The sequence below is a fragment of the Arthrobacter sp. MYb214 genome (assembly GCF_002979865.1).
In the GTDB taxonomy this organism is placed as follows: domain Bacteria; phylum Actinomycetota; class Actinomycetes; order Actinomycetales; family Micrococcaceae; genus Glutamicibacter.
The window spans coordinates 81444-102816 of record NZ_PCPZ01000002.1 but is presented as its reverse complement, the minus strand read 5'-3'; the positions used below and the strand labels follow the sequence as shown (position 1 = coordinate 102816).

The following is a 21373-nucleotide window of genomic DNA, read 5'->3' as shown; positions in this document are numbered from 1 at the left end:
TCCACCGGGGATTGCGAGTTGCACCAACTCAGCATCTATTTTTTCGGTAGTCTGGCAGGGGAGCTCATTTTCCGCTGAGCGCACAAACGGAAGGCCCTCATGCACGACGACATTTCCCTGACCACCGGACGCGTCCGCCGCGTTCTGACCGAACGTATCCTTCCAGCGATATATTCGGAAACCATGCCATTGGCCCTCTCCTGGCACGAATTGCCAGGAGAGCCGGTAGCTCCTGCGCAGGGTCTTGCACTGGACTACCAGCCCACAGAGGTTGGTACCCCGTGGGGCGCGGCCTGGGGCACCACATGGTTCCATTTGCAGGGCCAGGTTCCGGCGCATTGGGCCGGACGCCGGGTGGAAGCCGTGATTGATCTGGGATTTGACATCAACATGACCGGCTTCCAGTGCGAGGGCCTGGTTTACCGGCCCGATGGCATCACCATCAAGGCGATCAACCCGCGCAACCAGTGGGTGCCCATTGCCGGTCAGGCCGAAGGCGATGAGGTCATCGACTTGTACCTGGAAGCGGCATCCAACCCGGTGCTGCTGGACTACCACCCGTTCCTCCCCACCGAGCAGGGCGATATCCTTACCTCGTCTTCGCGCCGGCTGTACACCACCCGCCGCATGGACCTGGCGGTCTTTGAATCCGTAGTACACGAGTTGTCGCTGGATCTGGAAGTGCTGCTGGATCTGCAAGAGCAGCTGCCGGCCGGCCCGCGCAAGATGCAGATCCTGCAGGCCATGGACAACGCGTTGGACGTGCTCGACCTGCAGCGGATTACCGAGACCGCGCAGGCCGCCCGCAAGGAGCTGGCAGCGGTCCTGGCCGCCCCAGCCGAGCACAGTGCGCACCAGATTTCCGCGATTGGCCACTCGCATATCGACTCGGCCTGGCTGTGGCCGCTGCGCGAAACCATCCGCAAGGTCTCCCGCACCTGCTCCTCGATGGTGGAGCTGCTGGGCGACGAGGAAGAATTCCTCTACGGCATGTCCAGCGCCCAGCAGTACAAGTGGCTCAAGACCCATCGCCCCGAGGTCTGGGATCGGGTGAAGAAGGCCATTGCCGACGGGCGCTTCCTGCCGCTGGGTGGCATGTGGGTCGAGTCCGATACCGTGATGCCCTCGGGTGAATCGCTGGTCCGCCAGTTCCTCTACGGCCAGAAATTCTTCCGCGACGAATTCGGCATCGCTTCAAAGGGCGTCTGGCTGCCCGATTCCTTCGGGTACTCCCCTGCCCTGCCCCAGCTGATGCGCCGTGCCGGCTTCGAATGGTTCTTCACCCAGAAGATCTCCTGGAACCAGCAGAACAAATTCCCGCACCACACCTTCGATTGGGAAGGCATCGACGGCTCGCGCGTGTTCAGCCACTTCCCGTCGATGGACACCTACAACTCGCAGCTCTCCGGGGAGGAAGTCGCCAAGGCCTCGCGCCAGTTCCGCGAAGCCCGGCTTGCCAACAACTCCATCGCACCGGTCGGCTGGGGCGATGGCGGCGGCGGCACCACCCGGGAAATGACCGGCAAAGCCAAGCGCCTGGCCAATCTGGAAGGCAGTGCGAAAGTCCGGTGGGAACACCCGAACGACTTCTTCGACCGGGCCAAGGCCGAGCTGCCCAACCCTCCGGTATGGGTGGGAGAGCTCTACCTGGAGCTGCACCGCGCCACGCTGACCAGCCAGCACCAGACCAAGTCGGGCAACCGCCGCACCGAGCAGCTGCTGGTCGAGGCCGAACTGTGGGCGGCTACCGCAGCCATCCGCACCGGGGCCGAGTACCCGTACGAGCAGCTCGACGAACTGTGGGAAACCGTGCTGCTCCACCAGTTCCATGACATCCTGCCCGGCACCTCCATCGCCTGGGTGCACCGCGAAGTGGTGGCACGCTACGCCCAGGTCATCGAGCAGGCCGAAGCGCTGATCCGCGCCGCCCAGCAGCAGCTGGCTGGCGAAGGGTCCACCCCTATTGCATTCAACGGTGCGGCGTTCACGCGCAATAACCTGGCCTTCGGCCAGGCCAGGGAAGTGGAAGCCGTTCCTGTTTCCGCGGTCAGGGCAACCGCAGCCGATGGCGGCTACATCCTGGATAACTCGGTCATCCGGGTGGCGGTCAATGCCCAGGGCCTGATTGCCTCCGCGGTGGATCTGGCTACCGGCCGTGAAACTATCGCCGAGGGCCAGGAAGCGAACCTGCTGCAATTGCACCAGGACTTCCCGAACATGTGGGACGCCTGGGACGTGGACAAGTACTACCGCAACCAGGTCACCGATCTGCGCGAGCTCGATAGCCTGGAGCTGTCATCGCGCGAGGACGGCAGCCAGGTCATCACGATTGCCCGCAGCTTCTCCAAATCCACGCTGGTCCAGGAACTATCGCTGGCGCCAGGCTCGCGGACCGTGCAGATCTCGCAGAGTACCGATTGGCATGAGGCAGAGAAATTCCTCAAGGTCGCCTTCCCGCTGGATATCCGTGCCGAGCATGCAATTGCCGAAACCCAGTTCGGCTACCACAAGCGCGCTACCCACGTGAATACCAGCTGGGAAGCGGCGAAGTTCGAAACTTCCATGCACCGCTTCGTGCTGGCCGAGGAACCCGGCTTCGGCGCGGCACTGGTCAATGATTCCATCTACGGATTCGATGTCACCCGCGATGCCAAGGACGCGGCCGTCACGACAACCATGCGCCTGTCATTGCTGCGAGCCCCGCGCTTCCCGGATCCTGAAACCGACCAAGGCCTGCAGGCCCACCGCTACGGTTTGGTCATCGGCGCGGACGTGGCCATGGCAACAGAAGCCGGCGCCTTGCTCAACAGCGCAGAGCGAGTCGTCCATGGCGCCCACGGCGTGGACCCGCTGGTATCGGTCACCGGTGAAGGCCTGGTGATTTCCAGCGTGAAGCTGGCTGCGGACCACTCCGGCGATTTGGTGGTGCGGGTCTATGAATCCCTGGGGCGCCGTGCCAGCGGCAGCCTGTTGGTCAACGCGCAGGCCTTGTCTGCAGCCACCGCGAGCCTGCTGGAAGATGAGCTGGCGGGGCAGGCCATCGAGCTTTCCGATGGTGCTGTGCCGCTGAAGCTGGGCGCTTTCGAAGTGCGCACCCTGCGCTTCGCCCTGGCCAGGTAACCGCGGGTTCCGGGGCTGGACCTTCGCACGCCATGGCGTGCGAAGGTCCAGCCCCGCTGCAATCCACGGTCCTGGCTTGCTGGAATCACTGGATCAGTCTCCCGTCCGGAGCAACCGCATACCAGACCCCGCCTACGCCCTGGCCGTTGGTATCACCGGGCTTGGCGTCCTAGCCGGGGAGGATTCCGCCGACCCCTACCAGGGCGATGGCTCATAGTCCTTGAGGAAGCAGCCATACAGGTCAATGCCGCGTTCCCCGTCAACGATCGGCTGGTACACCCGGGCCGCGCCATCAATCAGGTCCAAGGGGGCGTGCCATCCGTCGGCAACTTTCCGGACCTTCGCATCATGCGGGCGCTCATCGGTGATCCACCCGGTGTCCACCGCGCTCATGAGGATCCGATCGGTCTTCAGCATCTCTTCCGCGCTGGTGCGGGTGAGCATGTTCAGCGAGGCCTTGGCCATATTGGTGTGCGGGTGCCCGGCCCCCTTGTAGCGGCGGGAGAACTGGCCTTCCATCGCCGAGACGTTCACGATGTACTTGCGCCGGGCCCCGCTGGCGGCCAAGGCCGGGCGCAGCCGCGAAGCGAGCAGGAACGGGGCGGTGACATTGCACAACTGCACTTCGAGCATTTCCAGGGCATCAACATCACCCAGGATCTGCGTCCAGGAATTATCCGTCACCACGTCCGGGATCAAGCCCCCGGCATCGATTGCGGTTCCCGCTGCGATTCGTTCCAGCGATGCGGAGCCGGCCCTCATGGCCAGATCGGCCAGCTGCTGCGCATCGTAGCTTTCCGATGCCGCCGGGGCCAGCAGGGCTGATTCTTCCAGGCGGAAGGCACTGGCCAGGGCCTTGGGATGCTCGGAGGGCGGGTTCGCTTCGCCCCACAGCTCCGGTCCCCCGTTGCCAGGCAGCAACTGCGCGGCCAGGGGCTGCTGCTCGGATTCGACCAGATGCTGGTAGGAGTTGGCCGTGCGCCGCACGGTCTGGGCGGCGTTGTTGATCAGGATATCGAGCGGTCCTTCGGCAGCGACGCGGTCGGCCAGGGAGATGACCTGTGCCGGGTCGCGCAAGTCGATGCCGGCAATGCGCAGCCGGTGCATCCATTCGGCACTGTCCTCCAGTGCCGCGAAGCGCCGTGCGGCGTCCTTGGGAAAACGCGTGGTGATGGTGGTGTGGGCTCCATCGCGCAGCAGCCGCAGCGCGATGTGCATGCCGATTTTGGCTCGCCCGCCGGTCAGCAAGGCGCGCTTGCCGCTCAGGTCCGCGCGCGCGTCTCTGCGTTCGCGTCCCTGTGCGGCGCAGTCAGGGCAAAGATAATGGTGGAAGGCATCCACGGTGGTGTAGCGCTGCTTGCAGATGTAGCAGCCACGCGGCTTGCGGAATTCCCCGGCGCTTGCGCTTCCGGTTGAACTGCTCAGGTCCAGGCCGAGGGTTTCGTCATCCAGCCGTTGCGGCGAGCCGGTGGCGGTGCGCTCGATCACTGCCCTGTCCGCGGCACTGATCTCGGCACGCTTTTGGGACTTGCGGTAGCGCTTGGCCGCCTTGAACATATTGCTGGTGGCCCTGCGCACGGCAATGTGCCGTTCATCCTCGGGATCCAGCTGGTGCACCACCGACAGGACCTTCAAAGCGGCGGATAGTTCTGCTTCGGTAAACAGTTCGGTTTCTGGTGCCTGCAAAGGCAGCGGCGTAGGTTCAGTCATCTCCCCACCAATTTTACGCGGTGGGCAGCGCCCTATTTTCCCTTGGCGAGATCGGCGAGCGTGGCAATGAGCAGGCGGCGCTCGACGAGCTTGATGCGCTCATGCAGCGATTCCTCGGTGTCGTGCTCTTCAATCGGCACGGCTTCCTGGCGCAGGATCGGACCGGTATCAACACCGGCATCGGCAATGTGCACGGTGCAGCCGGTGACCTTCACGCCGTAGGCCAGCGCATCGCGCACGCCGTGGGCGCCCGGGAAGGACGGCAACAGCGCAGGGTGGGTGTTGATGTAGGTGCCGTCGAAGGCATTGATGAATTCCTCGCCGACGATGCGCATGAAACCGGAGGAGACAACATAGTCCGGGGCGTAGGACAAGCACTTTCCGGTGAGCGCATGGTTCCATTCGCCGCGATCCGCGTAGTCCTTGAAGTTCACGACGAACGTTTCGATTCCGGCTTCATCCGAACGCTGCACGCCGTAGGTGCCGTGCTTATCCGCTCCCACGGCCGCAATCTCGACATTGTCCAGCTGGCCGTCGGCCACTGCATCGATGACTGCCTGGAGATTAGAACCGGTACCTGAAACCAAAACCACAATGCGCATGAATTCAATTCTACGGTTCGCCGGGGCCGGCGCTTCATCCCGGACGCAATGTTGCATGGCGTTTCGATCCGCAAGCCTTTTCCCGGCACCGTTGTCGCGCGCCGGCCCTAAACTGGCCTTGAGAGTTCCATTCGAAGTGGAGATGCTGATGAGCCAGATAGTTCCCGACGGCAAGGACTGGACCGTTGTCCTGGAGACGGTATGCGCGCAGTGCGCCGTCGATGTGCGCGGCATCTCGCCCGGCGATGCCATGACCCAGCTTCCGGTGTGCGTGGACCGCTACATCGAGGTGCTCGCGCGCCCCGATGCGCAGACCCGCACGAACCCTGCCCGCTGGAGCGACCAGGAGTACGTGGCCCACGTCGCCGAAATGCTGCAGGTGATGACCGGGCGCCTGGACCTGATGCTTGAGCACGATGACCCGACGTTCCCCAACTGGGACCAGGACCGGGCCGCCGATGAGGGAAACTACAATTCGCTGCCTGCAGGGCAGGTCGCCGAGCTGTTGCGCGAAAGCGCCGCCCGCTACGCCGCGAAGCTGTCGAGCATCGACCCGGCGCAGTATTCCCGCCGCGGCCTGCGCTCGAACGGTGCCGCGTTTACCATTGAAACGCTGAATCAGTATGCCTGGCATGACGTCATGCATCATCTGTGGGATCTGGCTCCGCAGACCAGCTAGGCGCGCCCGACACAAACGAAGGGGCCAAATGGCAGGTGCACTGCCCTTTGGCTAGACTTCTTGGCGTACGCGCGAAAACAGTTCTACATAAGGAGCCAGGCAGTCATGCCCAAGGCATATTTCGGGAAAATTTCTGCACTGGCTTTCACCGGGCTGCTGTCCTTGACCGCGTGTTCTGCCGGGATTCCGGAGACCGGTGAATCCGCTGCTCCAGTCCCATCGGCTGAAGAATACATGCCGCTTCTGGTGCAAACGCAGGATGATGATGACAAGCTTCCCGAAGGCTTTGAGGATACCGAGTCCTACGACGCGGAAACCCGCCACCTGCTGGCCACCTCGGACTTCGGCAGGCACTACGTTGCCGTAGGCAGCGAAGGCCAGCTGTGCATGATCGCCGTTCCCAAGCCTGTGGAAGAAGATGGCGATTACGAGATCGCCGGGACCACCTGCCCGACGATGGATTATGTGGCCCAGAACGGTATTCCGCTCAAGGTCGATGGCGGTGAAAACAGCTTCAAGACCGTCACCTACCTGATGCCGGCTGGCATCAGCGACGTGACGGTGGAGAACTCCATCTCCGAGCTTCGCGCCAAGCATCCCGAACTTGAAGCCGAGGATATCCAGGTAGTTGCCGAGAATGATTCGGTGCTGCTGGTGATGGAGGAGTCGACTGCCAGTGTGCTGGGGACGATCACCATCAACCGCCCCGATGGCGATCCGCTGGTCCTGGCCAGCCTGACCTAGGCCAACAGCGGCAAGCCTCTAGCCTTCGAGTACCGGGTCGGTCTCGAACAGCGGGGCAATCAGGTAGCCGATCGCGGTGCCCACACCGATTTGCAGTGCCAGGGCACCTGCGGTCGCCCACATGTTCGGGCCGATCTCTACCAGTCGCCCAATGGCCAGGGAGCCGGATGACAGCCAGGAACCGATCAGGCTCAGCAGCCCGCAGACAACGCCGGTGAAGACCGCCAAGGACGCGGTCGATGCCGCCAGCGACAGGGCATTGAACGGAATGCGACGGGCAAACCAGTCTTCGAGGTGGTTCTCGCCCACACGCAAGAAGTACCAGCCGGCCACGATGCCCGCGGCCACGGGAATCAGCAGGAACAGCCATTGATGGGCCATCTCTCCTGAAGGAAGGGAAGCCAGCATCGGAATCGACGGCAGCGGACCCACCGTGGTTTCCAAGGTGGACAGGGTGCTGCCGGTACCGATGCTGAAACCGCCACCGCTGATCCAGGACAAGACCCAGAACACTGCGTTCGGGATGAAGGACAACTGCACCGTGGTCAGCGCGGCCGAGCCGATCGGGCCGGGGCGCAGCTCCTGCGACACGTTGGCGACGTCGGTCCAGTGCACGCCCAGGTTGATGGCCAGCAGCAATCCGGAGATTCCCACGGCAGCGACATAGCCGAGGAACCCGGCCACGATCACATGCCATACGTAGGATCCGGCCCAGCGGCGATGCGGTGAGATCCGCTGGATATAGGCGGCCGTATCGACACCGAAAAGGCGAGCCCAGGAGCCTGCTTCGCGCCGCGCGCCAATGATCAGGCCCACGAGCGCGATGATCAGCGGAATGAAGGTCGCCGCGATGATATTGACCCGCGCATGCGCGTTATTGGAGAGGAACCCGATACCGGTACCGATGGCCCCGTAGGCCACGAAGGCGCCGAGCAGCCCTTGCCAGAGCTGGTCGGTGTAGGAAGCGCGAGCGATGCGCCGTCCTGCACGCAAGCAGAACAAGAACGGCAACAGCGATAGTCCCAACGGGATCAGCGTGACCCATCCGGTCACTGAACTGGGGTCAGCTTCGGGGCCGAGATTCAGGATCTCCACCGGCACGCCGTGGATAAGCAGCCAAATGAGGCCGCCGAACTGCAAGATGGCCTCAAACGAGTCTTCGAGGAAGCCTCCGCTGAAATAGACGGCGACCAGCGGCAGGGTGATCAGGGCAAGGCAAAAGACCACGGATTGCAGTATCTCGAAGACCCCCTGCAACGCCAGGGGCATTGGCCAGCCGTTGCGCAGGCGCAACATCACTGCCTTCATGGGTTTCTTTTCGCGGCTCATCATCTTCAATGTTGCCATCATTGGCGCCGACCGGCCTCGATCGACGCGCAATGATGACCTGAAGGGTTGCCTAGAACACTGGGCTAATAGCTGTCCGGAGCAGCGCTTTGGGCCTCGGAATTGAAGCTTGCAGCCAGTGCTTCGGTGGCACGCGCCAGCAGTGCCACGTCGGCACCCACGCCGACGTAATCCGCGCCGGCGGCCATGTATTCGCGGGCGCTCTTCTGGTCGAAGGCGTTGACCCCGGCATACTTGCCTGCGGCCTTGGCGGCATTGATGGACTTGATCACCGCAGCGACCACGTCCGGGTGGCTCTGCTGTCCGATGACGCCCATGGAGGCGGCCAGGTCCGATGGACCGATGAAAATCCCGTCAACACCTTCGGTGGCAACGATTTCCTCGACGTTCCGCACCGCTTCATCCGCTTCGATTTGAACCATGATGGTGATGGTCTCATCAGCGCGGGTCAGGTACTCGGGGATGCGGTTCCAGCGAGCCGAGCGGGCCAGGGCGGAACCGACACCGCGTACGCCCTTGGGCGGGTACTGGCAGGAGGCGACGGCAGCGGCGGCTTGCTGGGCATCATTGACCATCGGGATGATCAGCGACTGCACGCCCAGGTCCAGGAACTGCTTGATCACCACCGGATCGTTGACCGCAGGGCGGACCACTGGAACGACCGGGTAGCTGCGCACGGCCTGCAGCTGGGCCAAAATGTTCTGCAGGTCGTTGGGCGAATGCTCGCCATCGATGAACAACCAATCGAACCCTGCACCTGCGCAGATTTCAGCGATCAGCGGGGAAGCTGAACAGACCCAGATGCCTGCCAACGAGTGGTCGGCGTCCTTGAGCGCATCCTTCAGCGACGGATCCGCTTCTACTCGAAATGACATGTCACAGTTCCTAGCGGTCCGTAATCGGCAAAGACGGTATCCCCTGCATTGACCCACATCGGGCGGGTGAAGGATCCGGCCAGGATGATTTCCCCGGCCTTGAGCTTGTCGCCGTGCGGGGCAATCTTGTTGGCGAGCCAGTACACGCCAGCGGCAGGGTGGTTCAGCACACCGGCTGCGACACCGGTTTCTTCGACGGTCTGGTTCTTGAACAAGATCCCGGAGACCCAACGCAAATCGATGTTCTCCGGCTTGACCGGGTTGCCGCCGATCACCATGGCACCCATGGCGGCGTTGTCGCTGATGGTATCCACAATGGTGCGGCCTTCCATCTCCACGCGGGCATCGAGGATTTCCAAAGCGGGGATGACGTATTCGGTAGCTTCGAGCACATCGAAAATGTTCGCCCTCGGGCCTTCGATGTCCTTCTTGAGCTTGAAGGCCAGCTCCATCTCTACGCGGGCACCGGTGAAGTCTTCCCACTTCAGCTTCGCGCCGGAGTCGTAGACCATGTCATCGAAGATGATTCCGTAGTCAGGCTCGGTGATTCCGGTAGCCATCTGCATGGCGCGGGAGGTCAGCCCGATCTTGCGGCCGACCAGCACGCGGCCAGCGGCTTCGGAGCGCTGGCGCCACAGGTTCTGGACCCGGTAGGAATCTTCTACCGTCATTTCTGGATAGCGTGCGGTCAGACGCGGCACGGGAGTCCGTGTCTCGCCGGCCTGGACCAGCTCATCGGCAATGGCCGTGATTGTTTCCTCGGATAGCATCGACGGCTACACCTTTCACTACTGTTCAAACCTCTTGGGGCTGCCGCCATCTCGAAGAGATGACTTAGCTCACGGTTCTTGATCGTACCGAGGTTCGAGATTGAAGGCACATCGTACTAACATTCTGCTCGACTTTTCGTGGTCCTTCGGGCTCCTTTTCGCAAAAGATTTGGCCCACCGCCATGAGCCCCGGTGCGGGTGCATGGCCGTGGGCGCAACCTGGCGGAACGGCCGACTCAGGATCCGGATTTGAGGTTTGCCAGCAACGCTTCGAAGGGCAGTGAGGAGAGTTCATCATCGGGGTCGGCGAATTCGCTGACCGAGGGAGCGATGGAACGGGTATCCCCCAAATCCGCATCAGCGGAGAATTCCCCTTCGTTCAGGGACAGCGCCAGGACGACTTCTCGCGCAACCCGGCGAGCGCGATCTGCCAGCGTGCCGGTCAACCCCTGTCCCCCGAAGTCTTCCGAAGCCGCGAAAACCGTTGTCGGCATGATGTGCGCCCTGAGGTAGGAGAAGATCGGACGCATGGCGTAGTCAACCGCGAGCTGGTGCCGCTGGGTTCCCGCGGTGGCAGCGAGCACGACCGGTTTGCCGTTGAGCGATTTAGGGTCCAGGATATCGAGGAAGGACTTGAAGAGGCCTGAGACCGAGGCCGTGAAGACCGGGGTGACGGCAACGAGCACGTCGGCATTCACCACTGCGTCGATAACTTTTTGCAGGCCCGGGGCGGCGAAACCGGTCAGCATATTATTAGTGATTTCACCAGCATGCTCACGCAGTTCGATATTGCTCACGTCGGCTTGCACGCCGGCGGCAGCTAGCTGCGCGGCAATATTCTCTCCGATTTGCTGGCCCAGCAGCGAGGAGCTCGATGGGGTTCCCAGCCCACCGCTGATGACGACTACTGACTTGCTCACTGTTCTTGCCTTTCACTATTTATATGCGTATGCATGTATCAACAGCGGGGGCGCCGGACGTATTCCCGGCATCGGCAGATCTTTTCGCCTCGTCGGCTCAATTCGGTTTTTCACTATTGTGACGGTCGCAATCTTATTGATAATATCTGCATATGAGCACTCCGAAGCCACAGACCGAGAATCAGCGCGCGATTGAAGATGGCGTCCGCACTGACTTCAAAAACACGATGTCCTACGGCGGCTACCTTGATCTGGAACGCATCCTGTCAGCGCAGCATCCGGTCAGCGTTCCCGAGCACCACGATGAAATGCTCTTCATCATCCAGCACCAGACCAGCGAACTGTGGCTCAAGCTCATGCTCCATGAACTCCTCGAAGCACGCCGCCTGCTGGGCCTCGATGACTTCGGCAAGGCCCTGAAATGCCTTGCCCGTGTAAAGCACATCCAGAAGACCCTGACCGAGCAGTGGTCGGTCCTGGCGACCTTGACGCCGCGCGAATATGCACAGTTCCGCGACTTCCTCGGCTCCTCCTCCGGTTTCCAGTCCTTCCAGTACCGCGCCGTGGAGTTCATTCTGGGCAACAAGCATGAAGGCATGCTCAAGGTCCACGAGGCAGATCCAAAGGCCCACGAGCTACTGTCCAAACTGCTTCACGAGCCAGGTCTCTACGATGTGTTCCTGGCCGCCCTGTCCCGCCACGGTTACGACATTCCCGAAGACGTGCTTTCACGGGACTTCACCAAGCCTTGGGCATTCCAGGAGGCACTGGTGCCAATATTCAAGGATATCTACGAGTCCGAGGACACCCGCTGGGGCTTCTACCAAGCCTGCGAGGACCTGGTAGACGTCGAGGACAACTTCCAGGCATGGCGCTTCCGCCACATGCGCGTTGTCCAGCGCACCATCGGATTCAAGCGCGGCACCGGTGGCTCCTCGGGCGTTGACTTCCTCAAGCGCGCCCTGGACCTGACCTTTTTCCCAGAGCTGTTCGCGGTGCGTACCGAAATTGGCAAGTAGCACCTCCCTCACGGCTCTGAGCCTCGATGACTTCGAGGCGAGATGCGGAAGCGCCACATCGATTATCCGCACGATTACCGGCCTTTATATACGGCATGAGAAAACTCCGGTGGCGCGCACCCGAATAGTGGAACTGGCACATGCTGCCGGAGTTTCGGTCCCTGCGGCGCAAACCGCCATCTCCCGACTGATTGACCGGGAAGTGCTGGAAGCAGCGCAATCTTCCACCTTGCGCGTTCCGAGCGCGGCGCAACAGATGTTCGAGCGTGGCACCAGAAGAATATTCACCCCGCGCCAAATGTCAGGCAGTGACCCCTGGTGCCTGGTGGCCTACTCCCTGCCAGAGACCTTGCGCTCCTTGCGCCACCAGGTACGCAAGCATTTCTTGCAGCTTGGCGGCGGCATGCTCGGCTCCGGATTATGGATTTTCCCCGAGTACCTGCGAGAGGAAGTCTCGGCGGTGCTCAGTGCCCTGGGAGCCAGGGAACACGCGACGCTTTTTACCGCCCAGAAACCATACTTCCCCGGACCACCGCAGCAGGCTGCCGGGCAGTGGTGGGATCTTGAGCGCCTGGGCACGTTGCATCGAGCGTTCCTGGAGAGCACCGCTTCCCTGGATTCCAGCGACATTGCTCCGTCCAGCGCTTATCGGGGGTATGTCACGATGGTCGATTCATGGCGTGCTCTTCCCTACCTTGACCCCGGCTTGCCGGAGTTCATGCTGCCCGCCCACTGGCCTGGCGATGAAAGCAGGGAACGCTTCTTGGCACTGTCCAGCGCATTCCAGGAACCAGCCTCGCTCTTCGCACGCTCGCTTCTGGCTTCCTAGTTCCAGACTGGTTCATCTTCTCCATACGGAGCAGGCGGACCAGGGTAGTCCAGCGCCTGGCCTGCCATACTGAAGGGCGGCGGGACATAGTCAAGGGTGCCGAAAGTACTATCCACCCGCTTCAGCCGCACGCCACCGTCGAATTGAACGGGTTGTTGCGGGGCGTCGAAGGCGAACAGCGCATGAGCGGTCCGAGCCAAGGAGAATCGCACCGACCCGGTACGCCCTTGGACACTGCGCGCCCGAACCAAAGCGATGACGGCAGCAGCGAGCCCGTAGCCAGTGGCGTGGTCCAAAGCCTGCACCGGCAATGCGCCCGGTGATTGCCCGTTACCACGGTAAGCCTCCGAGATGCCGGTGGCAGCTTGCACGATACTGTCGAACCCGTGCCGTTGGGCCCAGGGTCCTTCGAAGCCCCACGCACCTAATTCAGCAACAACGAGCTGCGGGTACCGCTGGGCTAATTCATCCCCGCCAAGCCCTGCCTTGGCCAAAGCCTCGGGGCGATAGCCCAAGAGGACGGCATCAGCATCCTGCAGCAGTTCGTGGATCCGCGCCTGCCCTGCTGCGTTTTTCAAATCCAGCAGCGTGCTGCGCTTGCCGAATCCGGTATCAACATATTGCCAAGGCAATTCGGGGAGCAGCGGTCCGTCCACGCGCAAGACCTGGGCGCCAAGTGCTGCCAACGTCCTGGTTGCGGTGGGGCCAGCGATGACCCGTGTGAGGTCCAGAACCTTCAACCCTCGAAGGGGCATTGCTGCACGCGGGTCAAATTTCCAGACCGGAGCCGAACCTGTTGGGCGCATGCGGAATTGAGCCCAGTGCCCGCTGCCGGCCGCTTGGCCCTCTGCCGAGCTGAGCCACTGTTGACGGGATCGCACCTGCGCGGCTATTCCACCAGCGGCAATAATGCGTTCTTGGGCATCGTGGGCACAAAGGCTTGCCACTGCGTCGGCGATGTCAATCCCCGAAGATGTTCCCAATGCAGAGTGGAGCGAGCGTTCATGGTGAGGGTAATTCGCGTGGGTTCTGATCCAGCCGTCGGCCGTTCGGTAGAATCCCGAATATCGAGCAAAACCTTGTGGTTTCTGCCCCGCGATGCGCAAGTGGGCAGAGGACGCGAAGGCCGCTGCGATATCCGGCGTCGCTGTGGCGAGCCATGGTGAGGCAGCGGCAAGATCATTAAGGGCGGAACATACCAAGCCAACGGATCGAGCTGCGAGCTTCTCCGCGTTCAAAGGACCAGCCCACCAAACCGCGGGCCCCGTAACACGGCAATCACCTGCCGTCTCGAGCAATCGGTGCGCGGTGAACCCCGAACCCAGGATATGGCCTTCGGCCACGCGCTCATCTTCGGAATGCAGCATGAACCTCAGCCTATACCCGGAAAATCACCACTTCGATGCAGGCAGTTGGAAAACGGAAAACCCGCGTCGTGTAAAAAATACGCGACGCGGGTTATCTGAAGCTCTGCGGAATTAGTTCGCTGGAACGTTCAGGGTCTGCCCGACCATGATCAGGTCTGGGTTGCTCAGCTGATCGTCATTCAAGACGAACAGGCCACGCCAGTCCTTGACGCCAAGCTGGTCGGCAACCTTAGCCAAGGTATCGCCGGACTTGACGGTGTAGTCCTTGCCCGAATCGGTCACGTCAATGTTGAACACTGGTGCCTTTGGAGCTGGAGCAGCGTGCTTTGGAGCTGCCTGCTGCTTGGGAGCCTGCTTCTGGACCGGAGCGGCCTGCTGCTTAGGTGCTGCCTGCTGCTTTGGGGCCGCCTGCTGCTTAGGAGCGGCCTGCTGCTTTGGTGCTGCCTGCTGCTTTGGTGCTGCCTGCTGCTGAGGAGCCTGCTTCTGAGGAGTCGCGGAACCCGAAGGGGAACCGCTAATGCCCAGCTTTGCGGTACATGCTGGCCATGCGCCCCAACCCTGGGATGCCTGGACCTTGGTTGCAACGCGAATCTGCTCGGCCTTCGAAGCCTGGTGAGGCATGCCCGAACCGCCAAACGCCTTCCAAGTGGACAGCGAGAACTGCAGGCCACCGTAGTAGCCGTTGCCGGTGTTGATGGACCAGTTGCCACCGGACTCGCACTGAGCCAGCTTGTCCCAGGTGCCTGCGGCATTAGCTGGTGCGGAAGCTGCAACGATTGCGGTGCCGGCAACTGCAACGGCGGCCAGCGAGGCTCCACCGCGGCGGATCAAGTTCTTGGTCTTCTGCTGGATCATGATTCTCCAGTTGCTCTTCCCGCGCTCAGGTCTTCCTAGACCATCCTCGTGCACCACTCAGCGTCGCATTTCGACTTTGATTAAATACTGCCCTGGTGAGCGGTTTGGAAGTCCCGGCAGTACCTGTTTCCCCATAACACTGCGAGTGTTATCGAAACGTTATGAATGACCATAACGCACCAACCCACCACCCTCGCAACTCAGGAAACGGTCAGAAACCCCGTAAATACAGGTCAATTGGCCAGAAAAAAATTTTGAATCGGGTCCGAAAATCACCATGATCCCCATATCAAGCAACGAAAATGTTACTTTCCAAAAGTGGAGATTATCCAGCTCGCTGTGATATAGCTTGCAATTCATTTCTGGGCCGTGCCCAGCTCCCTTCAAGGTTGCATTCCGCCTTCGCCAAAGCTGGAATAGCGGCGTCCGAAACCCAAGGCGTCAGGCAATCCGAAGGGGCAATTTTTCCCCGGCAGACGGCCTTTTCCTCGCTGCCACCTGCAAGGCCTCCCGGGCGATGGACACACCGCGGCGTTCAAGCAACAGGACAGCTGAATTGCCCTGAGGTAATTTGTTTCAAGAAGCCAGCGCTGTAGGTTTGATTTCATCAGTCAGACAGGGGAACTCAATGCCAGTACAAGGCAGCACAAGCAAAGACCGATTCATGGAATCCTTGACCTGCTACCCCCGGGCCCTGCGGGAATTCTTTCGCAACGATGGACTAGACGTTGCCGCTTCCCTGTCCTATTTCATGGTTCTTGCCATGTTCCCCGGATTACTGGCATTGATCTCGCTCCTGTCTTTGGCCGGTGCCAGCGAAAGCGGCACCAAATGGATCATGGAGCTGCTAGAGCAGAGCCTCGCCCCGAACGGACAATCTGCAAGTAGCGACTCCCAGCAATTGCTCGACACGGCCGAACAGCTGCTCGCTGGCTTGGCATCCCAAGCTAGCGGAACGTTCTGGGCAATCCTGGCCGGTTCACTCGGCGCGCTGTGGAGTACATCTGGATATGTCACGGCATTCAGCCGCGCGTTGAACCGGCTGTATGGGGCACCGGAAGGCCGCCCCCAGTGGAAACGGCGTCCTCAGATGTTCCTGATTACCGTGCTGATCATGCTGGTTGCCGTCGTGACCCTGGTGCTGCTGCTCGCTTCTGGCTCCGTCGCCCGCGGAATCGGCAATATTATTGGCATGGGCGACAGCTTTGTGCTCGTGCTGAATATCGCCAAGCCGCCATTGATGCTCATTATGCTGCTCCTGGTTCTAGCCTTGCTTTACTACTTCACCCCCAACGTCAAGCCAACGAAATTCCGCTGGTTCTCGCCCGGCACACTGACAGCTCTGGTGATCCTGGGACTGTCGGTATTCGGTTTCAGTATTTATGTTTCGCAGTTCGCCAGCTACTCCGCCACCTACGGAACCATTGGCGGGGTGATCATCTTGATTCTTGCTTGCTGGATCAGCAACATCGCTTTGCTCCTCGGAGCCTTGGTGGATATCGAATTCATCCGCCTCCGCCAGCTTCGCACGGGCATGCCTGCCATAGATGACGTACTTCTTCCACTGCGTGATGACACTTTGGTAGCCAAGCAGGAATTGGCAACATACAAGGATCTCGTCCAGGCCCAGGAAATCCGTATCAAGCACGGTGGCGACCCGCTGCAAGATATGGAGAGGGATCCATCCACGAAGCCTAAGCGCAAGACGAAGCTGCTCCCCATGGGGCTGGTTGCCGTGGCGGCCTGGACCGCTAGCCGCATGAAAACCAAACGCGATCTGCGCAGGGGCTCAGAATAGTCCCGACAAGCTCTGCAGTGCCCACCACAGGCCGCCGGAACCCAGAACAAGAATCACCACCACCCACAATGAGGCGAAGGTCCGGGTAGCCTCGGCGATCAGGTACGCATCGGACTGGGCGATATCGTGGCGTCTCCAAACATGTACCGAAAGAAGCTTGACGAAGTCTTTTAGGCCAGCCAGCAGCAAGAACCCGGCGATAAGCAAAGCCAGGTACAGGTACGCTTCGACCGGCGCAAAGAAGACCACTGCCAATGCCACGAGTGCACTAATAGTGCACACAATAAAGGCCGGCCAATTTCGGACAAAGATCAGCGCCAGCAGGAACAGCAACGCGTAGATGCCGAGCGCCCGCCCGGAATAGCCCGTGGATATGCCCCACAGCATCAAAGCTGAAACCCATATCGGTGCGGGGTACCCGAAAATCCCGGAGATGATGACAGAAATCTTGCCCCGTCCAATGCTCCGCACTTCTCCGGAATGGTCCCAGCCCAGCCGCAAGCCAGCCACGTATCTGCCCGTGAATAAGGCCGCGATGATATGGCCGAGCTCATGAATCAGCGTGGAGTACAAGCCGGTGATCCGCCAGACCGGACGAGGGACCACCAATAGCAGGATCAAGAACGCAACGATCAGCCACTGCCACTGGTTCAGGGCCACGTTCACCGGCTGCGAGAGCCGCTCCCAGGCCTGGGCAATATCTAGATTCATTCCTGCTCCTCATCGGCGTTCGGTATTACTCATTCTTGCAAGCCCCACCGGCCACATAGTGACCGGCGAGTGCATTTCCCGACTTTCTGGGAAACATCACAGGTGACGGGCATAGTCTGCAAAGCGGAACACTGTGCCGTATATCTGGAGGAGTCTCATGTCTCGCATCGTTTCAACCGCCTTGGCCACCACCGGTTTAGTGGGCGGTTACGCTACCGGTCGTGCCACCAAGAAGCGCCCGCTGGCTGCCGTTGTGCTCGGTGCTGCAGGTGCCGGCGCCTTCCTGCTTTGGAAGAAAGATGCTGGAACCGCTAAAGCCATTGCCTTGATCAGCGCCTATCTCGGAGGCTTCGGCGCTTCGCATCCGCTGGCCAAGAAAATCGGTGCGTGGCCAGCGGTGAACTCGGTGACTGCCGGCGTTGCCATTCTCTCGCTCGTTCTTGGCGGCCCCAAGAAGAACAAAGACGAGCTGTCCTAAGCGGCATCAGCGAATCTGTCGGGGTCTGGTGCTACGTTGACTAGGTAGGAAACAAGTCAACGAAAGGCCCAGGCCCCGTGTTCTTTCTAGATGATCAGTTCATCTTCTCAGCGAGTGACCTGTCAGTCTCCGTTGACTGCAATTACCAGTCCCTGTACCTGCTGGATGTGAAACTCGGCCTGCGTCCCAAGCCTGACAAGGCACGAGACGAAATGCTGGAACGAACAGCGGTGCTCGGCGACACCCATGAGCAGAACGTCCTCAAAGACCTGATAGCTGCCTATGGCGAATACGACCCGGCGACGGGAACCGGCGTCAAACAATTCACTGATCGCCCGCAGATGTCTGCGGCCGGTCTTCGGGCAGCCCACGAAGCGACCATGCACGTGCTTCGCAACGGCGCCGATGTCATTTTCCAGGCCACCTTCTTCGATGGGGCTTTCATCGGCTTTGCCGACTTCCTGGTCCGCCAGGAGGACGGCACCTGGGCCGTATGGGATACCAAGCTCGCCCGCCATGCAAGGGTCAGCGCCCTGCTCCAGATCGCAGCCTACGCGGATCAGATGCTGGCAGAAGGGCTCCCCGTGTCCACCTCGGCAACCCTGGTCCTCGGCGACGGGACGCATTCGGTGCATCGGGTTGACGAAGTGCTGCCAGTCTTCCGGGCCCAGCGTGAACGATTCGTGAAGATGGTGCAGGAACACCGTGCGGCCAACCAGCCAGTTCGGTGGAACTCCGATGAACTGCGCTTATGCGGCCGTTGCGATTATTGCGAAGTGCAGGCCCAGGAAACCCGCGACCTTCTACTGGTCGCTGGCATGTCCATGGTGCAGCGAGAAAAACTTCGCGCCCGCGGCATTTCCACCATTGACCAGCTCGCCGGGCTAGAGGCTGAACCAGGCACCTCGCTGCACCGTGCCGCGGAGCAGGCCAGAATGCAGCTGGGGCTGGCCCAGAGCGATGGCATGGTCCACGGCGTCTCCTACCGGGTGAAGAACGAAGGCCCGATCTCTTCGCTGCCGCGGCCTGATCAAGGCGACATCTTCTTCGATTTCGAGGGCGACCCGCTCTACCAGGAACCTTCCGACGGCTCCTGGGGCCTGGAATACCTCTTCGGCGTCATCGAATATGACACCGGGGTGCCGGTGTTCAAACCCTTCTGGGCGCATAGCCGCGCCGAAGAACGCCAAGCCTTCCTGGACTTCATTGCCTATGTCGAAGAACGCCGCCAGCGGTTCCCGCGCATGAAGGTCTACCACTATGCGCCCTATGAGAAAACTGCCCTGCGCAAGCTCTCGCAGGTGCATATTGCCGGTGAGGACGAAGTCGACCAGTGGCTGCGTGAGAACCTGCTTATCGATCTCTACGAGACCGTGCGTAACGCCCTGGTGGTTTCCACCCGCTCATACTCCATCAAGAAGCTTGAACCGTTGTACATGGGAGAGCACCTTCGCTCCGGGGATGTCACCGATGCCGGAGCATCGGTGGTCGCCTATGCCCAGTACATGCTGGCGCGGGATTCGAAGAACGACGGGGCCGCTGAAGCGATCCTCGAGTCGATTGCCGATTACAACGAGTACGACTGCCTTTCCACTTTGCGCTTGCGGGATTGGCTGCTTTCGCTCAGCGATGAGGCGCCTGGCACCCTGCCGGATATGCCTGAGCCAGGCCCGGCCGCAGACGAATACGAGCCCACCGCCGAAGAGCTTCGGCTGCAAAACTACCTTGCGCAGCTTCCCCACGCCCACGCGCTGAGCAACGATGACCGCGCGATCGCGATGGTCGCCGCTGCGACCGGTTACAACCGGCGTGAAAAGAAGCAGTTCTGGTGGGAACACTTCGACCGCTTGTCCGCGCCAATGGATGATTGGAGCGACGCCCGGGGAGTGTTCATTGTGGACACTGCGGAAGTACTCGAGGATTGGCATAAGGCCACCCCTCGGGCGCGCACCTCTACGCGCGTGACGAGATTGCAGGGAACCTTGGCGGAAGGATCTCTGCTCTCCCCCGGCTCATCAGTGTTCGCCATGTTTGATGCTCCGTTGCCTGAAGGCATGGCCGTTGACGACTCCGTGCGCGGCGGCGCATTCAACGCCACCGTAGTCGAGCTCGGCCCGGGCTGGATTACCATTGCGGAGAAAACCAGCGGCAAGATCCCTGCCTACGGTGCCCATCCATGCGCATTGGCTCCGGATAAGCCGTTGGCGACGATGAGCATCGATGCAGCGCTCAAGGAGATCGCCCAGCGGGTGGGCTCCACCGTACCGGTGCTTCCGGAACGGCCTGGCATCGACATCCTGCGGCGGATTCCGCCACGCCTGAAAACCCTTGCGGCACCGGTGGATCCAGCCCTGGTTGATGGCCAGGCGCAGATCTATCCTGCCGTGGTCGAGACGTTGAAGGATCTTGATAATTCCTATCTTGCGGTACAAGGCCCTCCGGGGACCGGCAAGACCTTCGTCGCTTCGCATGTGATCCGTGAACTCGTTGATTACGGATGGAAGATTGGCGTGGTTGCCCAGTCCCATGCAGTAGTTGAAAACGTCCTGCGGAAAGCGGTGCAGGCCGGGGTCGATCCCGAGGCAGTAGCCAAGGAAGTCAAGCACGATGATCCGGTCCCCTGGGCCGGCACGTCCAAGGATTCCTTGGCTGAAGTTCTCCACGCATCGGGCGGCGGGCTCATTGGAGGTACTGCCTGGACGCTGACCGGTTCGAAAGTCCCCGCGGATAGCCTGGATTTGCTGGTGATCGATGAGGCCGGGCAGTTCTCACTGGCCAATACCTTGGCGGTTTCACGAGCAGCCCGCAATTTGCTGCTGCTCGGTGATCCCCAGCAGTTGCCCCAGGTCACCCAGGGCACTCATCCTCAGCCGGTGGACGAATCGGCGCTCGGCTGGCTTTCCGGCGGCGAACCAGTGCTGCCAGCCGCATTAGGGTACTTCCTGGCAGCTTCATGGCGAATGCATCCAGCGCTTTGCGCCAAGGTTTCGGCATTGAGCTATGACCACCAGCTATTCTCGGCAGACGCCGCCGGGTTGCGGCAGCTCGAAGGCACACCGGCCGGGGTCGAGACGGTGTTCGTTGAACATCGAGGCAACGCGGTCAGCAGCGCCGAAGAAGCCGGGGCTATTGTCCGATTGGTCCGCGAGCATCTGGGGATGATGTGGAGTCCGGGGGCAGGCATGCCTGCCCGTCCATTGGGCGCCGCTGACATCCTGGTAGTTGCTGCCTACAATGCCCAGGTAAATCTGGTGCGCGATGTCCTCGAAGCTGAAGGCCTATCGGCGGTCAAGGTGGGAACGGTTGACAAGTTCCAGGGACAGGAAGCACCAGTTGTGCTGATGACCATGGCATGTTCCAGCGCCACCGATGCATCGCGTGGCATCGAATTCCTGCTTAACCGCAATCGCATCAACGTTGCGATTTCCCGCGGCCAATGGAAGGCCATCATCGTGCGCAGCGAAAGGCTCACCGATTATCTGCCTTCCAACCCATCGGCGCTCGCGCAGCTCGGTGCCTTCATGGCTTTGTAGCTTGATGATCGATTGG

Annotated in this window: 17 protein-coding genes and 1 pseudogene; 8 read left to right on the top strand and 10 right to left on the bottom strand. The window is 61.1% G+C overall.

All coding sequences use genetic code 11. The features are described from left to right. Window positions 1-99: 99 nt before the first annotated feature. On the top strand, window positions 100-3120 hold the full coding sequence (locus tag CQ012_RS06265; RefSeq protein ID WP_105661638.1) for an alpha-mannosidase: 3021 nt from the start codon (window positions 100-102) through the stop codon (window positions 3118-3120). Window positions 3121-3205: 85 nt separating this feature from the next. On the opposite strand, the pseudogene CQ012_RS17995 reads toward CQ012_RS06265, so the two are convergent. From CQ012_RS17995 to purN, 3 genes and pseudogenes are all read right to left on the bottom strand, one after another. Beyond that, a pseudogene (locus tag CQ012_RS17995) lies at window positions 3206-3286 on the bottom strand (hypothetical protein); the annotation flags it as partial. Window positions 3287-3315: 29 nt separating this feature from the next. Continuing rightward, window positions 3316-4830, bottom strand: a complete 1515-nt coding sequence (locus CQ012_RS06260; protein WP_105661637.1) for an SDR family NAD(P)-dependent oxidoreductase — start codon at window positions 4828-4830, stop codon at window positions 3316-3318. Between the two features lie 32 nt (window positions 4831-4862). Further along, window positions 4863-5432: a phosphoribosylglycinamide formyltransferase gene (purN, locus tag CQ012_RS06255; RefSeq protein WP_105661636.1), complete on the bottom strand. Its 570-nt coding sequence runs from the start codon at window positions 5430-5432 to the stop codon at window positions 4863-4865. A 148-nt stretch (window positions 5433-5580) separates the two neighbouring features. Between purN and CQ012_RS06250 the strand changes: the two genes are divergently transcribed. Then, entirely contained in the window at window positions 5581-6111 is a 531-nt protein-coding gene (locus tag CQ012_RS06250) for a DinB family protein (protein ID WP_181149021.1), read from the top strand. Between the two features lie 105 nt (window positions 6112-6216). Next, window positions 6217-6855 (top strand): hypothetical protein, encoded by a 639-nt coding sequence (locus CQ012_RS06245; RefSeq protein ID WP_105661634.1) that lies wholly within the window; start codon window positions 6217-6219, stop codon window positions 6853-6855. Window positions 6856-6873: 18 nt separating this feature from the next. Here CQ012_RS06245 and CQ012_RS06240 read toward each other — a convergent pair whose 3' ends face one another. From CQ012_RS06240 to CQ012_RS06225, 4 genes are all read right to left on the bottom strand, one after another. After that, on the bottom strand, window positions 6874-8184 hold the full coding sequence (locus tag CQ012_RS06240; RefSeq protein ID WP_286134581.1) for a cell division protein PerM: 1311 nt from the start codon (window positions 8182-8184) through the stop codon (window positions 6874-6876). Between the two features lie 83 nt (window positions 8185-8267). Further along, window positions 8268-9077: an aldolase/citrate lyase family protein gene (locus CQ012_RS06235; protein ID WP_105657358.1), complete on the bottom strand. Its 810-nt coding sequence runs from the start codon at window positions 9075-9077 to the stop codon at window positions 8268-8270. Beyond that, window positions 9062-9847 (bottom strand): 2-oxo-hept-4-ene-1,7-dioate hydratase, encoded by a 786-nt coding sequence (gene hpaH / locus CQ012_RS06230; RefSeq protein ID WP_105657357.1) that lies wholly within the window; start codon window positions 9845-9847, stop codon window positions 9062-9064. The genes CQ012_RS06235 and hpaH overlap by 16 nt, the downstream gene beginning before the upstream one ends. 236 nt (window positions 9848-10083) lie before the next feature. Further along, window positions 10084-10767 carry a CE1759 family FMN reductase gene (locus CQ012_RS06225; protein WP_105661633.1) on the bottom strand — a complete coding sequence of 228 codons (684 nt, stop codon included), beginning with the start codon at window positions 10765-10767 and terminating at the stop codon, window positions 10084-10086. A gap of 152 nt (window positions 10768-10919) precedes the next feature. Here CQ012_RS06225 and kynA point away from each other — a divergent pair, with 152 nt between their 5' ends. Continuing rightward, window positions 10920-11786, top strand: a complete 867-nt coding sequence (kynA, locus tag CQ012_RS06220) for a tryptophan 2,3-dioxygenase (RefSeq protein ID WP_105657355.1) — start codon at window positions 10920-10922, stop codon at window positions 11784-11786. Window positions 11787-11895: 109 nt separating this feature from the next. After that, window positions 11896-12615, top strand: a complete 720-nt coding sequence (locus tag CQ012_RS06215; protein ID WP_146112260.1) for a PaaX family transcriptional regulator — start codon at window positions 11896-11898, stop codon at window positions 12613-12615. Here the strand turns inward: CQ012_RS06215 and CQ012_RS17855 are convergent. Next, window positions 12612-13496 (bottom strand): CoA transferase, encoded by an 885-nt coding sequence (locus CQ012_RS17855; protein WP_286134580.1) that lies wholly within the window; start codon window positions 13494-13496, stop codon window positions 12612-12614. The two genes, CQ012_RS06215 and CQ012_RS17855, sit on opposite strands and share 4 nt — an antisense overlap. Window positions 13497-14093: 597 nt before the next feature. Then, window positions 14094-14837, bottom strand: coding sequence for a LysM peptidoglycan-binding domain-containing protein (locus CQ012_RS06205; RefSeq protein WP_105661631.1), 744 nt, complete (start codon window positions 14835-14837; stop codon window positions 14094-14096). 664 nt (window positions 14838-15501) lie between these two features. On the opposite strand from CQ012_RS06205, the gene CQ012_RS06200 reads away from it, so the two are divergent. Then, window positions 15502-16635 carry a YihY/virulence factor BrkB family protein gene (locus tag CQ012_RS06200; protein WP_166650682.1) on the top strand — a complete coding sequence of 378 codons (1134 nt, stop codon included), beginning with the start codon at window positions 15502-15504 and terminating at the stop codon, window positions 16633-16635. On the opposite strand, the gene CQ012_RS06195 is transcribed toward CQ012_RS06200, so the two are convergent. Beyond that, complete coding sequence (locus CQ012_RS06195; protein ID WP_105657350.1) at window positions 16627-17346, bottom strand: M50 family metallopeptidase; 720 nt, start codon at window positions 17344-17346, stop codon at window positions 16627-16629. The genes CQ012_RS06200 and CQ012_RS06195 overlap by 9 nt on opposite strands. A gap of 157 nt (window positions 17347-17503) precedes the next feature. Here CQ012_RS06195 and CQ012_RS06190 point away from each other — a divergent pair, with 157 nt between their 5' ends. Continuing rightward, complete coding sequence (locus tag CQ012_RS06190; RefSeq protein WP_105661629.1) at window positions 17504-17824, top strand: hypothetical protein; 321 nt, start codon at window positions 17504-17506, stop codon at window positions 17822-17824. 77 nt (window positions 17825-17901) lie between these two features. After that, on the top strand, window positions 17902-21357 hold the full coding sequence (locus CQ012_RS06185) for a TM0106 family RecB-like putative nuclease (RefSeq protein ID WP_105661628.1): 3456 nt from the start codon (window positions 17902-17904) through the stop codon (window positions 21355-21357). Window positions 21358-21373 lie beyond the last annotated feature (16 nt).

Excerpts from the sequence above, each read along its gene's own strand:
- CQ012_RS06250 (WP_181149021.1), top strand. The coding sequence starts at position 5,581 with ATGAGCCAGATAGTTCCCGACGGCAAGGACTGGACCGTTGTCCTGGAG.
- CQ012_RS06190 (WP_105661629.1), top strand. The coding sequence starts at position 17,504 with ATGTCTCGCATCGTTTCAACCGCCTTGGCCACCACCGGTTTAGTGGGC.
- CQ012_RS06260 (WP_105661637.1), bottom strand. The coding sequence starts at position 4,830 with ATGACTGAACCTACGCCGCTGCCTTTGCAGGCACCAGAAACCGAACTG.
- CQ012_RS06235 (WP_105657358.1), bottom strand. The coding sequence starts at position 9,077 with ATGTCATTTCGAGTAGAAGCGGATCCGTCGCTGAAGGATGCGCTCAAG.
- CQ012_RS06245 (WP_105661634.1), top strand. The coding sequence starts at position 6,217 with ATGCCCAAGGCATATTTCGGGAAAATTTCTGCACTGGCTTTCACCGGG.
- purN (WP_105661636.1), bottom strand. The coding sequence starts at position 5,432 with ATGCGCATTGTGGTTTTGGTTTCAGGTACCGGTTCTAATCTCCAGGCA.
- CQ012_RS06205 (WP_105661631.1), bottom strand. The coding sequence starts at position 14,837 with ATGATCCAGCAGAAGACCAAGAACTTGATCCGCCGCGGTGGAGCCTCG.
- kynA (WP_105657355.1), top strand. The coding sequence starts at position 10,920 with ATGAGCACTCCGAAGCCACAGACCGAGAATCAGCGCGCGATTGAAGAT.
- CQ012_RS06265 (WP_105661638.1), top strand. The coding sequence starts at position 100 with ATGCACGACGACATTTCCCTGACCACCGGACGCGTCCGCCGCGTTCTG.
- CQ012_RS06200 (WP_166650682.1), top strand. The coding sequence starts at position 15,502 with ATGGAATCCTTGACCTGCTACCCCCGGGCCCTGCGGGAATTCTTTCGC.
- CQ012_RS06240 (WP_286134581.1), bottom strand. The coding sequence starts at position 8,184 with ATGAGCCGCGAAAAGAAACCCATGAAGGCAGTGATGTTGCGCCTGCGC.
- CQ012_RS06195 (WP_105657350.1), bottom strand. The coding sequence starts at position 17,346 with ATGAATCTAGATATTGCCCAGGCCTGGGAGCGGCTCTCGCAGCCGGTG.
- hpaH (WP_105657357.1), bottom strand. The coding sequence starts at position 9,847 with ATGCTATCCGAGGAAACAATCACGGCCATTGCCGATGAGCTGGTCCAG.